This is a genomic window from Streptomyces sp. NPDC051051, from assembly GCF_040682975.1.
Lineage (GTDB): Bacteria > Actinomycetota > Actinomycetes > Streptomycetales > Streptomycetaceae > Streptomyces.
The window spans coordinates 1-17875 of sequence record NZ_JBFBCB010000044.1 but is presented as its reverse complement, the minus strand read 5'-3'; the positions used below and the strand labels follow the sequence as shown (position 1 = coordinate 17875).

13 protein-coding genes and 1 pseudogene are annotated in these 17875 nt (G+C 73.1%); 3 read left to right on the top strand and 11 right to left on the bottom strand.

Annotated features, from left to right (window positions below; translation table 11 throughout):
- Window positions 1-96 precede the first annotated feature (96 nt).
- The 5 genes from AB0N31_RS28010 to AB0N31_RS27990 form a co-directional block, all read right to left on the bottom strand.
- The gene (locus tag AB0N31_RS28010; protein WP_366061213.1) at window positions 97-2292 is read right to left on the bottom strand and encodes an ATP-binding cassette domain-containing protein; all 2196 of its coding nucleotides are present in this window, start codon (window positions 2290-2292) and stop codon (window positions 97-99) included.
- Between the two features lie 275 nt (window positions 2293-2567).
- Window positions 2568-3326, bottom strand: a complete 759-nt coding sequence (locus AB0N31_RS28005) for an NUDIX hydrolase (protein ID WP_366061212.1) — start codon at window positions 3324-3326, stop codon at window positions 2568-2570.
- Between the two features lie 131 nt (window positions 3327-3457).
- Entirely contained in the window at window positions 3458-5377 is a 1920-nt protein-coding gene (locus AB0N31_RS28000) for a glycogen debranching N-terminal domain-containing protein (protein ID WP_366061250.1), read from the bottom strand.
- Window positions 5378-5814: 437 nt separating this feature from the next.
- Window positions 5815-7683, bottom strand: a complete 1869-nt coding sequence (locus AB0N31_RS27995; protein ID WP_366061211.1) for a DUF4192 family protein — start codon at window positions 7681-7683, stop codon at window positions 5815-5817.
- A 135-nt stretch (window positions 7684-7818) separates the two neighbouring features.
- Complete coding sequence (locus tag AB0N31_RS27990) at window positions 7819-9972, bottom strand: RecQ family ATP-dependent DNA helicase (protein ID WP_366061210.1); 2154 nt, start codon at window positions 9970-9972, stop codon at window positions 7819-7821.
- Between the two features lie 416 nt (window positions 9973-10388).
- Here AB0N31_RS27990 and AB0N31_RS27985 point away from each other — a divergent pair, with 416 nt between their 5' ends.
- Window positions 10389-11006, top strand: a complete 618-nt coding sequence (locus AB0N31_RS27985) for a hypothetical protein (protein ID WP_366061209.1) — start codon at window positions 10389-10391, stop codon at window positions 11004-11006.
- Window positions 11007-11396: 390 nt separating this feature from the next.
- Here the strand turns inward: AB0N31_RS27985 and AB0N31_RS27980 are convergent, their stop codons facing one another.
- The 3 genes from AB0N31_RS27980 to AB0N31_RS27970 all read right to left on the bottom strand — a co-directional run bounded on the left by AB0N31_RS27980 (window position 11397) and on the right by AB0N31_RS27970 (window position 13527).
- Window positions 11397-12041: a hypothetical protein gene (locus AB0N31_RS27980; RefSeq protein WP_366061208.1), complete on the bottom strand. Its 645-nt coding sequence runs from the start codon at window positions 12039-12041 to the stop codon at window positions 11397-11399.
- A 68-nt stretch (window positions 12042-12109) separates the two neighbouring features.
- On the bottom strand, window positions 12110-12811 hold the full coding sequence (locus tag AB0N31_RS27975; protein ID WP_366061207.1) for a ribonuclease HII: 702 nt from the start codon (window positions 12809-12811) through the stop codon (window positions 12110-12112).
- A gap of 92 nt (window positions 12812-12903) precedes the next feature.
- Complete coding sequence (locus AB0N31_RS27970; RefSeq protein WP_366061206.1) at window positions 12904-13527, bottom strand: TetR/AcrR family transcriptional regulator; 624 nt, start codon at window positions 13525-13527, stop codon at window positions 12904-12906.
- A 112-nt stretch (window positions 13528-13639) separates the two neighbouring features.
- Here AB0N31_RS27970 and AB0N31_RS27965 point away from each other — a divergent pair.
- Window positions 13640-14434, top strand: a pseudogene (locus AB0N31_RS27965) (MFS transporter); the annotation flags it as partial.
- Between the two features lie 352 nt (window positions 14435-14786).
- On the opposite strand, the gene AB0N31_RS27960 reads toward AB0N31_RS27965, so the two are convergent.
- From AB0N31_RS27960 to AB0N31_RS27950, 3 genes are all read right to left on the bottom strand, one after another.
- Complete coding sequence (locus tag AB0N31_RS27960) at window positions 14787-15692, bottom strand: ADP-ribosylglycohydrolase family protein (protein ID WP_366061205.1); 906 nt, start codon at window positions 15690-15692, stop codon at window positions 14787-14789.
- The gene (locus AB0N31_RS27955) at window positions 15682-16362 is read right to left on the bottom strand and encodes a histidine phosphatase family protein (RefSeq protein ID WP_366061204.1); all 681 of its coding nucleotides are present in this window, start codon (window positions 16360-16362) and stop codon (window positions 15682-15684) included. Before AB0N31_RS27955 ends, AB0N31_RS27960 begins: the two co-directional genes overlap by 11 nt.
- A 121-nt stretch (window positions 16363-16483) precedes the next feature.
- A complete protein-coding gene (locus tag AB0N31_RS27950) occupies window positions 16484-17089 on the bottom strand; it encodes a YdbC family protein (protein WP_366061203.1) in 606 nt (201 codons plus the stop codon).
- Window positions 17090-17242: 153 nt separating this feature from the next.
- Between AB0N31_RS27950 and AB0N31_RS27945 the strand changes: the two genes are divergently transcribed.
- Window positions 17243-17776 (top strand): TerD family protein, encoded by a 534-nt coding sequence (locus AB0N31_RS27945; protein WP_366061202.1) that lies wholly within the window; start codon window positions 17243-17245, stop codon window positions 17774-17776.
- Window positions 17777-17875 lie beyond the last annotated feature (99 nt).

Genomic DNA, 17875 nt, shown 5'->3' with positions numbered 1-17875 from the left:
TCGCTCACCCCGTCGCAATTGACGCCTTATCGGAAAGAAATGGGCGTTCTGCGGGGAGTTGCGCACAATCCGTTCCCAGGCGAGAACGGACGGTCGTCACCGGGCACGACTGCGCATGGTTGTGAGCAGATACGCGCAGAGCAGACCGCTCAGCGACAACGTCAAGGCTCCGCCCACGGGTTGAGTGACCACACGCAACGCGGCTGCCACATAGCGGTCCCCGCCGAAGGGCCACTGCGAGAGCAGCACCTCACGCAGCCGCACCGGGAATCCGGCGGCGGTCCGCACAGATGCGCTCTCCACGGCCTTCTGTACGAGCGGTACGACGGCCACCGGTACGGCGACCACCGCCGCGAGCCCGGCCGTGGTGGACCGGAAGACGCCCGCGGCCAGGACACCGGCCCAAGCGCAGCCGACCGTGAGCGCGAGCCAACTCGCGCCCAGCTGGAACCAGTCGGCGGGAACCTGCGTGAACTCCCGTCCGTGGACGAGATAGAGCACTTCGGCGTCACAGCCCGCGGTGAGGAAGGCGAGCGTCAGCGCGGTGAGGGCGGAGACGAGGAGCTTGGCGGTGAGCAGGCCCAGCCTGCGCGGTACGCTCCCGCGATCCGCCGCCAGGGCGGGGTGGCGGAACTCGTCCCCGAAGGCGAGCGCACCGAGCAGGCCCGCGCCGAGGGCCGCCGGGGGCAGCGGCAGCTGCACGGGCCAGGCGGCCAGCAGCCGTGCCTGCGAGGTGTGCCCGATACGGGCCAGGACGAGCGAGGTGAGGGCGGAGACGATCAGGACGGCGGCACCGGTGAGGAAGCCGGTGCTGATACCCGCGGCACGGCGCAGTTCGTAGCGGAGAGGGCGCAGCGGGCTGGGGGCGGAACGGACGGCGATGGGGGGTGGCAGAGCGGGCAGAGCGCCTTCGAGGGCGCGAGAGGGATCCGAGGGGCCCCCGATCGGGGCGCGGGCGGGTCCAGCGGCGGCCGGGGGGTCGTCGGGTCGGCCGTCCGGCGAGGCCGGCTGCGCGGGGGGCTCCGTCGCGGCTGCGGCGGCCGGTCCCGGTCCGGTGCCTCCCGGCGCGACCGATTCCCCGACCGGCGTAACCGCCGACTCTCCGGCGCCCCGTCCCGCTCCCACGACTCCCGGCGCGACCGGCCTCTTGACCGGCGCCGTCGCCGTGTCTGTGGCGGCCGGTACCGGTGCGGTGGGGGTCGGCCGGGGTCCGGCTCCGGTGGAGGTGGAGGGCGGGTTCTGGGTCGAGCGGCCCGGTTCCGGGGAGGGGGCGCCGGCGGCCGCGGTGGGCTGCTCCTCGTGGGGCGTGTCGCCGGACGGTCGGTCGTCGCGGGCGGGGACCGGGCCGGGTTCGCCGCCCTGGCCGCCGGTCTCCTGCCCGGCGTGCGTCGAGTCCGCGTTGCAGCCGTCGGCTCCGGGGCCCATGTCGCCTACCTCGTCGGCGAGTTGGTGAACGAGGATGCGGTGCCGGAACGCGGCCTCCCCGATGTCTGCACAGGTACTGCCGTACACGGAGAGGCGGTTGCCGTCCTCCTGCACGACCTCGACGGAGTGGCGAGCGGTACGGGCCTCTTTGGTGAGTGCAGCCGCCAGGCGCGCGGCGTGCGGAGTGCGGACGGCGACGCGGGGCCGCAGCCGGTTGCGGGCGAAGTGGGCGGCTTCCTGGTCGGCGACGAGCCTGCCCTGGTCCAGGGTGACGACCCGGTCGGCCGTACGGGCGGCCTCCTTGGGGTCGGCCGTGGTCGAGAGCACGGTGCCGCCCTGGGCCGCGTGCGCGCGCAGCAGACCGTGCAGCCAGCGGCTTTCGCGCTCGGAGAGTCCGTCGGCCGGGTGGTCGAGCACGAGGGTGTGCGGATCGGCGAGGAGGGCGCAGGCGAGGCCGAGCCGGCGGTCCATGCCGCGGGAGAGGGTGCCCAGGCGCTCGTCGCGCAGGCTGACCAGGCCGACCGCTTCGAGGACCTCGTCGGCCCGCCGGACCGGGACACCGGCGGCCGCGCACAACATGCGCAGATGGCCCCGGACGGTGCGGGCCGGATGCCCCGGCACATCCCCCAGGAGGACACCGACCTCCCGGGACGGGTGGGCGATGCGGTGCAGGGGGCGGCCTCTGAAGTAGGTCATACCACGGCCCTGTTGGAGTTCGAGCATGAGTCTCAGCGCCGTGGTCTTACCCGCGCCCGGCGCTCCGAGCAGCACGGTCACGTGTCCCGCGCGCGCCTCGAAGGAAACGTCGTCGAGCGCGAGCGGGAGGCCCTTGCGGGGATTGCTGGTCAGTCCGAAGGCCTGGATCACCCGCAGCAAGATAGCGTGCTATGTCACGTTTTGCGGGGTAGCACGGCTGGCCGCGGAACCCTGATCGTCGCGGGGCGCCAACCACCCCGCCCGGAACGGCGATCGACACGGACACCTGATCCGCGGGGGGCGCGAAGTGAATGCCGAGCGGCGGTCGACGCCCCGGAGCGGTCACGACCCGGTCAGCACGCCCCGGGGCGGTCGAGGCCCTGGCCTGCCGCGCATGTCCCGAGGCGGTCGAGGCCCTGTCACACGTCCCGGTACGCGCGCCGGGATCACACCTCGGGACGCAGCATCGGCGGGTTGAGCAGGGTCGCGCCGCCGGCGCGGAAGAGCTGCGCGGGGCGGCCACCCTGACGGGTGGTGGTGCCGCCCGTGGGGACCAGGAAGCCCGGTGTGCCCGTCACCTTGCGGTGGAAGTTCCGCGGGTCCAGCGCCACCCCCCACACCGCTTCGTACACTCGGCGCAGCTCGCCGACGGTGAACTCGGTGGGGCAGAACGCGGTCGCCAGCGACGAGTACTCGATCTTGGAGCGGGCCCGCTCGACCCCGTCGGCAAGGATCTGCGCGTGATCGAAGGCGAGAGGTGCCACCGGTTCACCGTCACGGCCGTAACCGCCCTGCTGCAGCAGTTCCTCGACCGGGGCCCAGCGCGCGTTGCTCGCGTCGCCGCCGGCGCGCGGTGCCGGCAGGTCGGGGGCGAGGGCGAGGTGGGCGACGCTGACCACACGCATCCGGGGGTCGCGCCCGGGATCGCCGTAGGTGGCGAGCTGTTCCAGGTGAGCGCCGTTGTCCTGGTCGGGGGCGGCGGGACCGTGGGCGCGCAGTCCGGTCTCCTCGGCCAGCTCACGTGCCGCCGCCTGGGAAAGGTCCTCGTCGTCCCGCACGAAGCCGCCCGGAAGGGCCCACCACCCCTGGAACGGCGGCTCCCCCCTGCGTACCGCCAGCGCGCACAGGGCATGGCGGCGCACGGTCAGCACGACCAGGTCCACAGTGACGGCGAAGGGCGGAAACGCTGACGGGTCGTAGGGCATGCGGCGATCATAGTCGTCTTCCTGACGATAAACACGCCCTTCGTCCGCCGCATCGACGGCTGGGCCACCGCGGTCCGCGCGGCCGTTTCCACGCACCCCGGGGCTGTCGGCCCGTCCCGTGCCCCGCCGGGTCACGTGCCCAATTGCAGCCCGTCGACCGCCTCCTCGACCATGGCCAGCCCGAGTCGGCTGACCCGCACGGAGAAGGCGGCGCCGGAGACCCGCAGACCTGTCAGGCCGACCTCGCCCAGGGGTGCGCCGCGCAGCGGGCGCAAGGTCACGGTCCCGGCCGGGGCGTCGGGCCGGATTCCCGCCACCGTGGTCAGGAGGAGGACCCCGGCGGCGGCCGCAGTGGCGGCAGGGCGGCAGGCGGCCGGGTGGGGCAGCGGGGCACTCCCCTCGGTTCGCTGCTCCCCGCCGTACATCTCGGGGAGCCGGTGGCCGAAAGCCTCGGCCGCCGCCAGTACGCCCCGCAGCAGGGATCCCGCCTCCTTCTCGTATCCCGCCGCCGCCAGCCCCGAGACTCCGATCGCCGTCTCGTGGACCCGTACGGCACCGCCGCGATGACCGAAGGGGTTGTGACCCGCCTCTCGCACACCCAGTCCGCGCAGCCCCCACCCGGAGTCCATGCCCGGGCTGCCGAGGAGCCGGGCGAGCTGTTCGGTCCGCACCTTGTCGAGGAGCCCGGGGGCGTACTCCCCGCCGCCCAGCAGGCCGGTGTCCAGGAGGTGGACGGTGGTCGCTCCCAGACGGGGCACCGGGCGTCCGTCCGGGGTCCGGGCGGCGGCGGGGCGGCCGCCTGCCGGGTCGTCGATCCAGAAGTCCTTCTGGAACGCGGTCCGCAGCGCCTGCGCCCATTCCCGCAGTCCGTTGCCGCCCGGTCTGCCCAGGGCATCGAGCAGGTCGGCGCCGAGCAGTGCCGCGCGGTGGGCCTGGGCCTGCGTCTCGCACCGGACGGTCCCGCCGGACCGGGGATCGCACAGATACGTGCTCTCCCCCGTCGCGGCCCGCAGCCAGGCCAGACAGCGCTCGGCCGTCGGCAGCAGTTCCTCCGTGTCCCGATCGGGCAGCCCCCACCGGCGGGCCTCCGCCAGGAGCACGGGGAAGAGCAGCGTCGCCTCCGTCCCGGTGCAGGCCGGGGGCAGGTGTGCGCCCGCGTCGCGCCGCGGCCCCGGGATCATGCCCGTCCGTGGCCCCTTGCCCCTGACCTGGGTGCGGGCGAGGGCGCGCAGCGTGCCGGCGGCGAGCCGTGTGCCGAGAGGCAGGGTCATACGGGCCGCGGCCAGGGCCTCGGTAGGGGCCGGCCCGCAGCGCCACGGTGCTCCCGCGGCGAGCTGGATGTCCCCGGGGTGTACGGGGTCGCGCACGAGGAGGGCCTCCAGGTCCTCGATGCTCGTGTCCAGGAACTGACGGACCCGGGGGTCGTCGCCGGTCGCCCGCGCGGCGGCCAGGGGGCTCGTCGCGGCCCGGCTCACGGCCCGCATCGGCCCCGCACCTTCCAGGCGGACTCTCAGCTCGACGGTCACGCTGCCGCCGGGAGGCACGTCGAACTCCCAGCGCAGGAGCCCCGCGGAGGCGAGCGCGTCGGTGGGTGGCGGGTGGGCCGTGACGCAGGCGTTCCCGGCGGGGCCGGCCCAACGCAGGCCGGAGTCGTGCACGCTGGCGGGCAGCTCGGGCCCGACGGCGCCGGCCGCGACGGCGCCCAGGTCGGCCAGGTCCGTGCCGAGGGCCACCTCCACCGGCAGACGCAGTGGGCGCGTGGCGGCGCTGCGCAACGTGATCCGTTCGACGCCGTCCGCGGAACGGGTTCGCTCGACGACGACGTCCGGATCCGGTCCCCCGTGGGGCGTGACCCGCAGGGTTCCGACGAAACGAGCCCGGTCGGCCGATGTCATCCGTGCCTGGACGACGAGCGGTTCGCGTCCGGCGACCCGCACCTGGCAGCGGGACAGGACGCGTCGGCCCGCCCGGTAGAACCCCTCCAGTCCGCGCCCGGTCAGCTGTCCCTCGCCGGTGGAGATGGCGAGACCGGGCAGGGAGACGCAGATCATCGCCGTGTGGACGGGAGGCAGATCGGCGGGGCGACGCGGGGTGGCTCCCTGAGCCGGAGCCGGTGGCATCTGCCGTCGCGGGGACTGCGGTGCCGGACCGGGCGGCGGGAGCACCGGGCGGCGCTCGTCGGTGACTGAGGGCGGAGTCGGCTGATGCATGAGGTGACTTCCTCTGCTCTCTGGACGCCTCTGGCGTGGTCGACGGCCGTCTCCGGCAGGGCGCAGCGGCACAACCCGGGCGGGCGGTGCCGCCACACAGGGAACGGGGCCGGGCTCCACCAGGTCACGCCAGCGCGGGCGGCGGCCCACCGAATGGCGCTGGTGCGGCGGGCGGGAGGCCGCTCCTACGGCTGTCCGGCTGTGAGCGGCCTCCCGGCCGGTCCGGTACGACGAGCGGCCGGGCGCCTCCCGCCTCCCTGCTCCGAGTGGGTACCGGCTCACCTCTGCCCGTTGTTCCCGTCGCCGTCGGCGCAGCCGCTCCGCCGCCGTGCGGCGGCCTCGCCGGAGGTGCGGGTGCGCGAGCGCGTGTCGACCCGGCCGGGAGCGGCGGGCCGCGTCGGGCCGGCCGCACGGGTGCGGAGGGTCTTCGCTCCCCGTTCCTGCGCCGCCCCCGCCGTCGTCCGCGCGGGAGAGCCGGCGACACCGGCGGAACGCGTACGGCGTCGGCGGCGGTCGGCGCTCGGTGAGGGGGACCGCTCCGGGACCGGAGCGGGAGCGGAACCGGTCGCGCTGTCGGCATCCGATGCCGCACCGGGCCGGGCTCCGCCCCGGCCGTGGGTCCGGCCGGCACCGCTTTCGTGGCTCTCGACGCCGATCCGGGCGTCCTGATCGCCTGCTCGAGGCTGTGTCCCTCCTTGGAGTTGAGCAGCGGCCCGGTCGTGGCCACGGGTCCCGGACACGGTCCCGGTTCGGGTCACGGTCCCCGTTCCGGCCCCGGCCCTCCCCCGGCGGTCGGTTCCTCCTCCGACCTGCTGTTCGCGCACCTCGCGCTCGGCGCGCAGGCAGCGTCGGACCGATTCGGGGTCCAGACCCTCGTTGCAGGCATGGTGCAGGAGGCGGGCGAAGAGGTAGCTCGGGTCCGCGCCCAGGGCCATAGCGAGGGCTTCCCGGGCCTCGAGTTCGTCACCGCTGGACCATGCGACCCAGCCGGCGAGGGTGAGCGGGGCCGCCGCGTGCTCGCCGTAGGGGCCGACGCAGCGGCGGGCCAGCGCTCGCCAGAGCCGCAGGGCGGGGGCCGCTTCGTCGCCCTCCATCCACTCGGCGGCGCGGTCACGGGTCACCCGGTCCTGGAGGCCCAGAATGAGGGCGGCGGCTTCGTCGGAAGCCACGAGTTCGTCGTCCCGGCGATCCGCGGGGAGGGCGCCCGTCACTGAGGGCGCTTCGGAGAACCTGCGGATCACGCGTGCGGCCAGTGCGACGGTCTCCTCCGCGACGGCCGCGCGACTCGTGTCGTGGAGCATCCGGGGAAGCAGGTCCATGCCCGCCGTGTCGAGGGCCAACTCCTGCTCCACGGCGGCACCCGTTTCCAGCGGCAGCAGCCGGGCCCTCAGCTCCCTCAGCGTGCCGCGGACCTGGATGCCGGCATAGGTGGCCGCCGCAGCCAGCACGGATGTGCCCGGCAGGCCCATCGGCACCCCCTCGACCGGGCAGCAGCCCTCGCCGGAGCAGCAGTACGACCAGAAGCGGCCGTCCGAGATGCACAGCGCCTCGATCACCGGGATGTCGAGCCGACCGCACTCGACACGGAGCGCGTGCGCGAGCGGCTGGAGGCGCTCCCTGACCCGATTGCCCGTCTCGCCCTTCGCCGGTTCCTGGCAGAGGTAGGCGACGATCTGCGCGGGGCGGACCCCCCTGCGTTCGCTGCCGGTCACGAGCCCCTGTGCCAGTTGCCGGGCCACCGCGGGCCAGTCCTCCGGGTGGGCCGGGATGCCGAGACGGGCCCGGCCGCCGAACCTGCCCCGGCCGCCCTGGTCGTGGAGGGCGACGAGAACGATGCTGTCCTCGGGCCGGTACCCGAGCAGGTAGGGCAGGGCGTCGGCCAACTCGGCCGGGGTGCGCAGGGTGACCTGGTGCGAGGCGGGACCTCCGTCGGGGACGGGGCGCCCGTCGTACGGGACGTGCCCTTCGTACGCGCTCTCGGTCTCGTGGTCGTACGAGGCGTCGTGCTCGTACGAGGCCGCACGGCCGTACGCGGTCTCGTGCTCGTATGAGGCCCGGCTCTCGTGCGGTCCGGGACCGGTACGTCCCCCGCGTCCGGCGATGTCGTCGTTTCCGGCGGATCCAGTCGTTTCGCTGTGGTTCGTCATGTGTCGACGATCTCGCGGACTGTGAAATTCCGGTTGAGCCTGTGGATAAGTCTGGCCAGGGACACGTCATCGACGCGAGGCCCGCTGCCGCCGACCTCCCCCTCCGCCCGGACCCGAGCCTTTCGCAGGGGATGCTCAGCCCGCCGCGGCGAGGACCAGCGGAAGAACCGCCTCGCTGCCTGCCCGGCGAAGGAGGCGGGCGGCGACCGCGAGGGTCCAGCCGGAGTCGGTGTAGTCGTCCACGAGCAACACGGGCCCCGGAGCGGCCGCCAGGGCGGCTGCCAGCTCATCGGAGACGGCGAAGGCCTCCGAGAGCGCCCTGAGGCGCTGGGCGGAGTTGCTGCGCCGGACCGCGTGGGCACCGCCCTGGCCGGTGTAGGTCAGGGCGCCCAGGAAGGGGAGGCGGCCGACGGCCGCGATGCCCTGGGCGAGGGAGCCGACCAGTTGCGGGCGGGCCAGGGACGGGACCGCGACGACGCCCACCGGCCGGGCCGAGGCGTCGGGGGCGTCGGCCGCCCAGCCGCCCGGGGAGCGCGCCCAGTCGGCGAGGACCGCCACCGCGGCTTTCAGGACCTCGTCGGGGACGGGTCCGTCGGGGGCGTTCTCGGCCAGCAGGGGGCGCAAGCGATTGCCCCAGCCGATGTCCGAGAGGCGACCCAGCGCGCGCCCGGTGGAGCACTGCTCGCGAACGGGGATGCGCCCCTTGAGGTCGACGCCGAGCGCGGCCATGCCCGTCGGCCACATGCGGCGCGGCTCGATCTCCACCCCCGGGCGATCCAGTTCCTTCGTCGCCCCGGTGAGGGCCTCGGCCGAGACCGAGGAAGCGATCCAGGCACCGGCGCAGTTGTCGCAACGGCCGCACGGGACCGCGCCCTCGTCGTCCAGCTGCCGGCGCAGGAACTCCATCCGGCACGCGGTCGTGCTCACGTAGTCGCGCATGGCCTGCTGCTCGGCGGCCCGCTGCCGGGCCACCCAGGAGTACCGCTCGGTGTCGTACGTCCAGGGCTGCCCCGTGCTCTCCCAGCCGCCCTTGACCCGCTTGACGGCCCCGTCCACGTCGAGGACCTTCAGCATCGTCTCCAGCCGGGTGCGCCGCAGGTCCACCATCGCCTCCAGGGCGGGCACGGACAGCGGCCGTCCCGCGTCGGCGAGGGCCGAGAGGGTCTGGCGCACCTGCGCCTCGGGCGGGAAGGCGGTGTCGGCGAAGTAGCGCCAGATGGCTTCGTCCTCCTTGCCGGGCAGCAACAGCACCTCGGCGTGCTCCACGCCTCGGCCCGCACGGCCCACCTGCTGGTAGTAGGCGATCGGCGAGGAGGGCGAGCCGAGGTGGACGACGAACCCCAGATCCGGCTTGTCGAATCCCATGCCCAGCGCGGAGGTGGCCACGAGCGCCTTGACCCTGTTCTCCTGCAGGTCGGTCTCGGCCTGGAGCCGGTCGGCGTTCTCCGTGCGGCCCGTGTACGAGTCCACCGTGTAGCCGCGCTGCCGCAGGAAGGCGGTGGCCTCCTCGGCTGCGGCGACCGTCAGCGCGTAGATGATCCCGGAGCCCGGCAGTTCGTCCAGGTGCTCGGCGAGCCAGGCCAGGCGGTGCGCGGCGTCCGGCAGCCGGACGACTCCGAGCCGGAGGCTTTCCCGCTCCAGCGAGCCGCGCAGCACCAGGGCCTCACCGGCGCCGGTACCGAGCTGTTCGGCCACGTCGGCCGTGACGCGCGCGTTGGCGGTCGCGGTGGTGGCGAGGACCGGCACACCGGGGGCGAGGTCGCCGAGCATGGCCCGCAGCCGGCGGTAGTCGGGGCGGAAGTCGTGGCCCCAGTCGGAGATGCAGTGCGCCTCGTCGACCACCAGCAGACCGGTCGTGGCCGCCAGCTTGGGGAGCACCTGGTCCCGGAAATCAACGGAGTTGAGGCGTTCGGGACTGACGAGGAGAACGTCGGTCTCGCCGCGCTCGACCTCCTGGTAGATCGCGGCCCACTCCTCCGGATTCGCCGAGTTGATGGTGCGCGCCTGGATGCCCGCCCGCTCCGCGGCCTCGACCTGGTTGCGCATCAACGCCAGCAACGGCGAGACGATCACCGTCGGCCCGGAACCGCGCCGGCGCAGCAGCGCGGTGGCGACGAAGTACACCGCCGACTTGCCCCAGCCGGTGCGCTGCACCACCAGGGCCCGCCGGCGCTCCTCGACGAGGGCCGCCACCGCCTGCCACTGGTCCTCCCGCAACCGTGCCCCCGGCACACCCACGAGCTCGGCGAGGATGGCGTCTGCTTCGGTGCGGAGCTCCAGGTTGTCCATGCCCCCATGCAACCCGATGGCACTGACAATCGACCACCTCACTCTGCGTGAGCGAACGTGGCGCATCCGTGCACCCGAAACCAGGGCGGCACCGCGTGCGCCGGCCGGCACCGCCTGCGCCTCGGCCGGGGAAAGCCCACGCGTCGACCGGGAAACGCCACCCCTGGGGCAGATGAACGAGCGGTGTACGACCGGCGCACGCGTCACACTGTGTTCATGGGGTAAGGATATAAGACACTCTCCGCCACATAAGGGTCGGTGGCCCCAATTGCTCGTTGCCGCATCCAAGTTCGACAGGAAGAATTGAGTTCCGCTCCCCGCACGGCTCGCCCGTGGTCCGGCAGGGCTCTGCTGCGGTGTGCGTGCCCCCGAATCCGACCCGCCCGCAGGTGTGGGCCGTAGCCGAAGGGAGGCTCGTGACCCTCGGATTCGCTCCGTCGTCGGCATCACTGTCGACGTCCCCGTCCGCCGCTTCCGCCAACCGCTTGCTCGAACCCGCGGAGTGGGCTTCGGCCGGCATTCCGCTGCTGCGCAACCCGCGAGAGGTCGTCAGCGGCCTGCACGCGCGTCATCTGCCGAAGCCGGCCACCGCGATCGTGGCGGTGCTCGATCCGGACGAAAGGCTGCTCGCCAGCGCCTCGTTCACACGGCGCCAGGCGCAGGCCGACGGCTGGATGTTCCGCAACGCGCTGCTCGCCCAGCTGCGCCGGGTCATCCCGCACGATCTGCGGCGCCGCACTCCGGTGCGCACCGCCGTGCTGCTCTACTGCCGCGAGGGCGACGCGCGCTGGACGGAGGAGGACGGTGCCTGGATGTGGGGCCTGCGTGACGCCTGCACCTTGCACGGGCTGCGCTGCGGGGCGTACATCACGCTGACCCGGGACGGCTGGCAGGTCCTCGGCGAGGGCCGCGGAGGCCGTCGCCCCCACGCGGGTTCACCGCCGGAGCCCTTCGCGCTGTCCGAGGCGCCGCCGCCGTTGCCGCGGACCGGCGGCGCAGCCTCGGAGGTGCTGCGCCGCGCGGCCGCGCGCTGAGAGCTGCCGACTCCCCCGCCGAGTCGGCAGAAACGATCCGCCTTCACCGGACAGCGGTCCCGAAGAACCGACTGCGCGGTGCCGCGTCGCACCGCACGACACCGGGCGCCGGCACCGCGCATCACGCGTCGGCACCGGGTGCCACACGTCGGCACGGCACACCACGATGTCGCGCGCGACGCATCATGACGCCCCCGAACGACGCCGCATCCCGGCTCGCCCGCCGTGCGGGGCCGGAGCCCGCGCGAGCCCGCAGCCACGCGCACGCCGAGGGGCGCACCCGGGCTTCCGGGCCCGCGCACCCGAAAACCGTCGCGGAGGCGCCGCGGGGCGACTCCTCCCCCGCCCCGGATGCTCTCCCGGACGACCGGGAGACGACCCGGAGCGGGCTCAGATGCCCGCGCCGAGCACCGAGTTGATCTGCTGCGGTTCACCGCAGACGATCAGCAGGGCACCGGCCCGGGCGCGGGCCGCCGGAAGGGCGGTGGCGGCGACGGCAGCGGAATCTCCGTTGACCGCGACGACGACCACGGGTCGCACCGCCGCCCGGTCCAACGCGGAGGCATCGGCGTAGAAGACGTCGTCCCCCGAGTCGTGCTGCGCCCAGTAGGACGCCTCACCGAAGGACAGTTCATGGGCGGCCCACGGGTGCTGTTCGCCGGTGGTGACCACCAGCACCTCACCCGGGGCGCGGCCCGACTCGAGCAGCAGGTCGACGGCCTCCTCGGCGGCGTCCAGCGCACCCGCGGCCGAGGCCGGGATCAGCTGGACCTGGGGAGTCGCCGAAGCGGATACGGAAGGGGAAGCGGCAGAGACGGCCGGGGCCGAAGGCCCGGGCACGGCGGCCACATCGCGCGGCGTGCGCTGCACGGGCGGCGTGGGCCGGACAGGACCAGGCCGACCGGGACGCGACGGAGCCGCGGGACGGGGACCGGGTACGGGTCGAGGGGTCGGCGCGGTGCGGCCACTGGCCGGAGTGGCGCGGGGACCCTGGGCACTCTCGTGAATCTGAGGCTCCTCGGGAATGAGAGGCATGGGCTGATGTCTATCAAACGGTGGTGCGGCTCGCGCCAGCGGGTGGCACATCAGTGCGAGCGGAATCGTCAGAAGTCGAAGCCGAGCTGGCCCTCGATCTCCGGCGCGCTTCCGTTCGCCCAGCTGCGGGCCTTCTTGAGGTGCCGCCACTGGGGCAGCGCATCAAGATACGCCCACGACAACCGGTGGTACGGGGTGGGGCCCCGCTCCTCCAGTGCGGCCTTGTGGACGGGCGACGGATACCCGGCGTTGTCCGCAAAACCGAAGTCTGCATGGTCGATACCCAGTTCGGCCATCATTTTGTCGCGCTGCACCTTGGCGAGCACCGAGGCCGCCGCGACGGCCACGCACGACTGATCGCCTTTGATCACCGTGCGGACCCTCCAGGGGGCGCCGAGGTAGTCGTGCTTGCCGTCGAGGATCACCGCCTCGGGGCGCGCCGGCAGGGCGTCCAGGGCACGCACCGCGGCGAGTCGCAGAGCGGCGGTCATCCCCAGGTCGTCGATCTCCTCCGGGGAGGCGTGCCCGAGGGCGTACGAGGTCACCCACTTCTCCAGTTCCACGGCAAGCTCGTTGCGACGCTTGACGGACAGGAGCTTGGAGTCGGTGAGGCCGACGGGGGGCCGGCGCAGTCCGGTGACCGCCGCGCAGACGGTGACGGGACCGGCCCACGCACCGCGCCCCACTTCGTCGACACCGGCGATGACCTTGGCTCCGGTCGTGGCGCGGAGGGAGCGCTCGACGGTGTGAGTGGGTGGTTCGTACGGCATGGCGGCCTTAGCCTACGCCGCCCGGATCCCCTCGCGACACCCCGGTCGGCAGGACCTCGCGCGCGATCACCGAAAGCCTCGCCGTCGCTCGTTCAGCCCGGGTCCGGCCGCAGCAGCGACAGCATGAACTGGTCGATCATCTCCTCGATCTCCCGATCGCTCCGTTCGCTGCCGCACATCTTGGATCGGTACATCATCATGGCCGGAACGGCATCCAGCACATAGCCGTTCGCCGCGTCGGAACGCACCTCACCCCTTTCGGTCCCACGTCTGAGTACCTCGCGCAGAAGCTGAACGGTCGGCTCGACGACCCCCTCGAGGATCAGGGCGTGGAAGCGCTCCGCCTGATTCGGATCGCACTCGTGAATGATCGAGCGCAGTGCGAAACCCGGCCGGGAGTACATGGCATCGCGCGCCCGACGCGTCAGGGCCAACAGGTCCTCGCGCACGCTCCCCAGATCGGGCGCCGCGTCCAGTCTGGGCAGCCCGGCACACAGGGCGTCGGCGACGAGGTCCTTCTTGGACGGCCAACGGCGGTACACGGCCGCCTTGCCGGTCTGGGCGCCGGCCGCCACTCCTTCCATCGTGAGGCCGTTCCACCCGACCGTGCCCAGTTGATCCAGGGCGGCGTCGAGGATCGCGCGTTCGAGTACGACGCCGCGCCGGCGGGAGGAGGCCGCCTGAGCGGGAGCGGCCGTCCAGCGCGAAGTAACCATCTGTATGTCTCCAGCGAGCAGAGTGAGCGGGGAGGGGCAATACGGGAGCGGGGGCCGTTCGCAGGGGGGAGAGAACGGAGAGCGGTTCGGGGAGGAGGTGGCGGCGCCCCGACTCACCGAGTGGCTCGACTGGCGCTGGGTGCTGTTCGTCAACGTGCCCATCGGCGTCCTCATCGCCGTCCTCACCCCGCTGTACATCGGGGAGTCCGAACGGCACCCCCGGCGCTTCGACATCGCGGGCGCCCTCACCTCCACGGTGGGAATGGCGTCCCTGGTCTACGGCTTCATCCGGGCCGCAGAGGACGGCTGGCGGGACGGGCTGACCCTCGCCGCCTTCGGCGCGGGTCTGTCGCAGCGGTTCCTGCCGGTCCTCGGCCCCAAGCCGTTCATGCTCACCGGCTCCTCGCTCGTGGTGGTCGGACTCGTCTGGCAGACCCTCGTCAGCCCCGACAGCTCCTACCTCGGCGGGGTGCTCGGACCGATGGTGGTGTTCGGTTTCGGAATGGGCCTGAACTTCGTGACAGCCACGGTGACCGCCGTGGCCGGCGTCAGCCAGCACGAGGCGGGCGCCGCGTCCGGCCTGCTCAACGCCACCCAGCAGGTGGACGGTTCGATCGGACCGGCCCTTTTGACCACCGTCTTCGGCTCGGCCAGCACCGACGAGGCGGAGAAGCAGCTGCCGAAGTTCCTGGCCGAGGGATCGGCGGAACAGAAGGCCGAGTTCGCGAGGACCGGGCAGTTGCCCGCTCCGTGGGGACACGAGGTACTCGCCCACGGGATCTCGACGGCCTTCGTACCGGCCGCAGCCATGGCCGCGCTCGCCGTGGTGATCTCCGCCCTGGTCATCCGGGTCCGCAAGAGCGACCTGGAGGCCCTGTCGGGCACGGCTGGCCCCGTGGTCGGCTGACCGCGAGGGCACCCGGGCAGGCCGCGGGCCGGCGTCGACGCACCTCGCAGGCGCGTGTCCGCGGCCGCTCGCCCGACCCCTCACCCGCCGCCCCGACCGATGCGCTTCCGCCCGCCGAGCACCTCGTAGGCAATGGCGGACACCATCACCACCGCCCACACCGCGAACCTCACGCTCACCCCGCCTCCGTCCAGCCGCTCGACCGCCTCCCCGCCCCCGGGCTCACCGATCGCGGGGCGGATGTCCGGACAACGCGCGAACGGTCACGCAGAGTTCCCGCCGAACACACAGTGTTCGCCTGGGCGGGCGGCGAGTGAGGACAGAAACCGCTCAGTGGTGAGGGCGGCGGCGCTCAGGACACCGAGGGGACCCAGGCCGGCAGTGCCTCCACCCGCTCCACCCAGGTGGCGGGAGGCGTCCCGGCCTTTCCGGAGGCGATGACGCCGCCGACGATGGCGCAGGTCGTGTCCACGTCCCCACCCGCCTGAGCGGTGGTCCAGAAGGCCTCCTCGTAGTCGCCGAGGGAGCGGGCGGCGGACCAGAGCGCGAACGGTACGGTGTCGTGGGCCGTCGTACGCCGGCCGCAGCCCAGCACCGCCGCGACGGTGCCGGCGTCGTCGTAGTCGAGCATGTCCCGGGCACGGCGCAGTCCCGCCGTCACGGCGCTTCTGGGGATGAGGCCGATGACACCCTCCAGGAGGGCGTCGGCGCCGGGCGGACCTCCCGGCGCGCCGGCCAGCGCGGCCGCCGCGGCGACGGCCATGGCGCCGACCACGGCCTCCCGGTGCTGGTGCGTGGGGTAGGCGGAGATCTCCGCCTGGTGGGTGGCCTGCTCGGGATCGTCCGCGTACCAGGCGCCCAGGGGGGCGATCCGCATGGCGGCCCCGTTGCCCCAGGAGCCCTGGCCGTTGAACAGGGCGGCTGCGAGTTCGCGCCAGTCGCCGCCTTCCCGGACCAGTCTCAGCAGCCGGTTGACGGCGGGGCCGTAGCCGCGGTCGAAGTCGTGGTGCGCGGCGAAGGAGTGGGCCAGGGCGTCCTGGTCGATGCGCTGGTGGGCGGCCAGGACGGCGACGACGGAGCAGGCCATCTCGGTGTCGTCCGTCCACTGCCAGGGTCCCGGCGGCAGTTCGCGGTGCTTCAGCAGCGGGTAATGGGCCGGCACGAAGAACTGTGAGCCCAGCGCGTCCCCCACCGCGAGTCCGCGCAGCGCCGCCAGGGCGCGCCCCAGGCGTCCCTCGGGGGAGGAGTCAACGGTCATCGCTCTGCCACTCTCCAGTGATCCCGTACGGCTCCGGAACTCGCCACCGGTCGAACGGCCGGTCGAGAGCGTACTTGCCGTCGTCCCCGAGAACGAGCATCCGCATCTCGGCGTTCCCGGGATTCGACAGGGACTCGAATTCGGCGACCGTCCAGTGGAACCAGCGCATGCAGAACAGTCGCATGGCCAGGCCGTGCGTCACGATCAGCACGTTCGGCGGGTGGTCGGGCGCCTCGAAACTGCGGAACAGGCTCTCCAGGAAGCCGCCGACCCGGTCGTACACGTCCGCCCCGCTCTCGCCCTGGGCGAAGCGGTAGAAGAAGTGCCCGTAGGCGTCGCGGTAGGCCTTCTGGAGGCGGACGTCGTCGCGGTCCTGCCAGTTCCCCCAGTCCTGCTCGCGCAGCCGGGGCTCCTCCCGCACGCGTATGAGGTCGGGGTCGAGGTGGAAGGCGCGGAGGGTCTCGTGGGTGCGTCGGTAGGGCGAGACGTACACGCTGACCTGCTCGTCGCCGAACACCTCCCGCAGTCTCCTGCCCGTCTCCTCCGCCTGGTGCCGGCCCCGCTCGGTCAGGGCCAGGGCATGGTCGGGTTCACGCTCGTAGACGGTGTCATCAACATTGCCCATTGACTCCCCGTGCCGGACAAGGACGATGCGCCGTGGTCTTGCCATGCGAAAACACTAGATCGAGTGGCGGCCGATCGAGCACTCGTACGGCCTCCATACGGCGTAGGTCACACGAATTCCCGCACCCTGGAGGTGCGTCGGCGCGCGCGGTCCGGGAATCCGGATCTCACACCGTCCAGGCGGGCTCCAGCTCCACGATGTCGCCGGTCATGGCCGAGACGTCCGCCTCCGTCTGCGCGCGCAGGGCGAGCCGTTCCACCCGCTCGGTGCGGTACTTGCCGTGCTCGGCCTGCGAGCGCCACATCGACAGGACCAGGAACTCGTGTCCCGGCGCCTCCGCGAACAGCCCGCGGACCATGCCGGGTGATCCCGCCATGGCCGGGTTCCACACCTTCTCCTGCATCAGGGTGAAGTGTTCGGCGCGTTCCTCGTGGACCCGGCACAGGGCCACCCGGACCAGGTCGGAGTCGGTGAAGCGGGGTTCGAAGCCCGTCTTCACGTCGAAGCGGTAGTCGAACAGGCGGACCTGGGCGTCCTTGAAGGTGCCCGCCTGGGTGGTCGCGAGCCGGTCGTGGGAGCGCGCCATGAAGGAGTCGTAGAAGGCTCGGCTCTCCCAGAAGGCGAAGACATGCGCGACCGAGGGCCGTGCCCTGCTCCAGCCCCCGCCCTGTCCCCGGAATCCCGGCTCCCCCAGAAGCCCCGCCCACTTTCGCTGCCCCCGCTCGAACCCGCGACGGTCCACCACGGTGCAGCGAATCCACTTGACCAGCACCGCGCCATGGTACGGCCGACGGGGTGGCGTCGGTCACTCCTGGGTACCAGGCACTCGTGCGGGCTACCGCACGCGCGTGGCAGGATGGACAACCGGCCCTGATGAGCGGCCAGTTCGGCGCGACAGCAGACGGGGACGGGGAGGGGAAGACCGGTGAACGGCCTCAACAAGGGGATCCGCAAGGTCGAGATGGCGCTGAGGTGGGACCCGAGTCCGGCGGGTGAGCCGCCCACCGACCTGGACATAGTGGCCGGCACCTACCTCGCGGACGACCCGGGGGGCGAGCCCGCCTACGTGGTGCACTTCGACAGCCGCTCCCCCGACGGCACCATCACGCTCAACCGCGACAGCACGGACGGCAGGGGCTTCGGCTGGGACGAGGTCATGACGCTCGAACTCGACCGGCTGGATGCCCGGTACGCGCGCGTGGTGGTCGGCGTCGTCATCCAGCAGCGTCCCGAGGAACGGACCTTCGTCAGCGTGCGCAATCCGGCCTTCCGGATACGCGAGGGTTACACCGTGCTGACCGAGAACGACTTCGGCGGCGTGCTCGGCGCGACGGCGGCCACGGTCGCGGAGTTCGTGCGCGATCCGGTCGACGGCTGGTCACTCCACGACGGCGTGCAGGGCTACGAGGACGACCCGGCGGCCTTCACCAGGATCATGGGCCGACTGCGCCGGTCCTGAACGCCGGTGGGACACGGAGCGAGCGGGTGGAGCCGGGGTCCGGCTCCACCCCCCCGCGCCCGACCCGCCCGAGGGGCCGGGGGGTGCGCGCCACAAAAA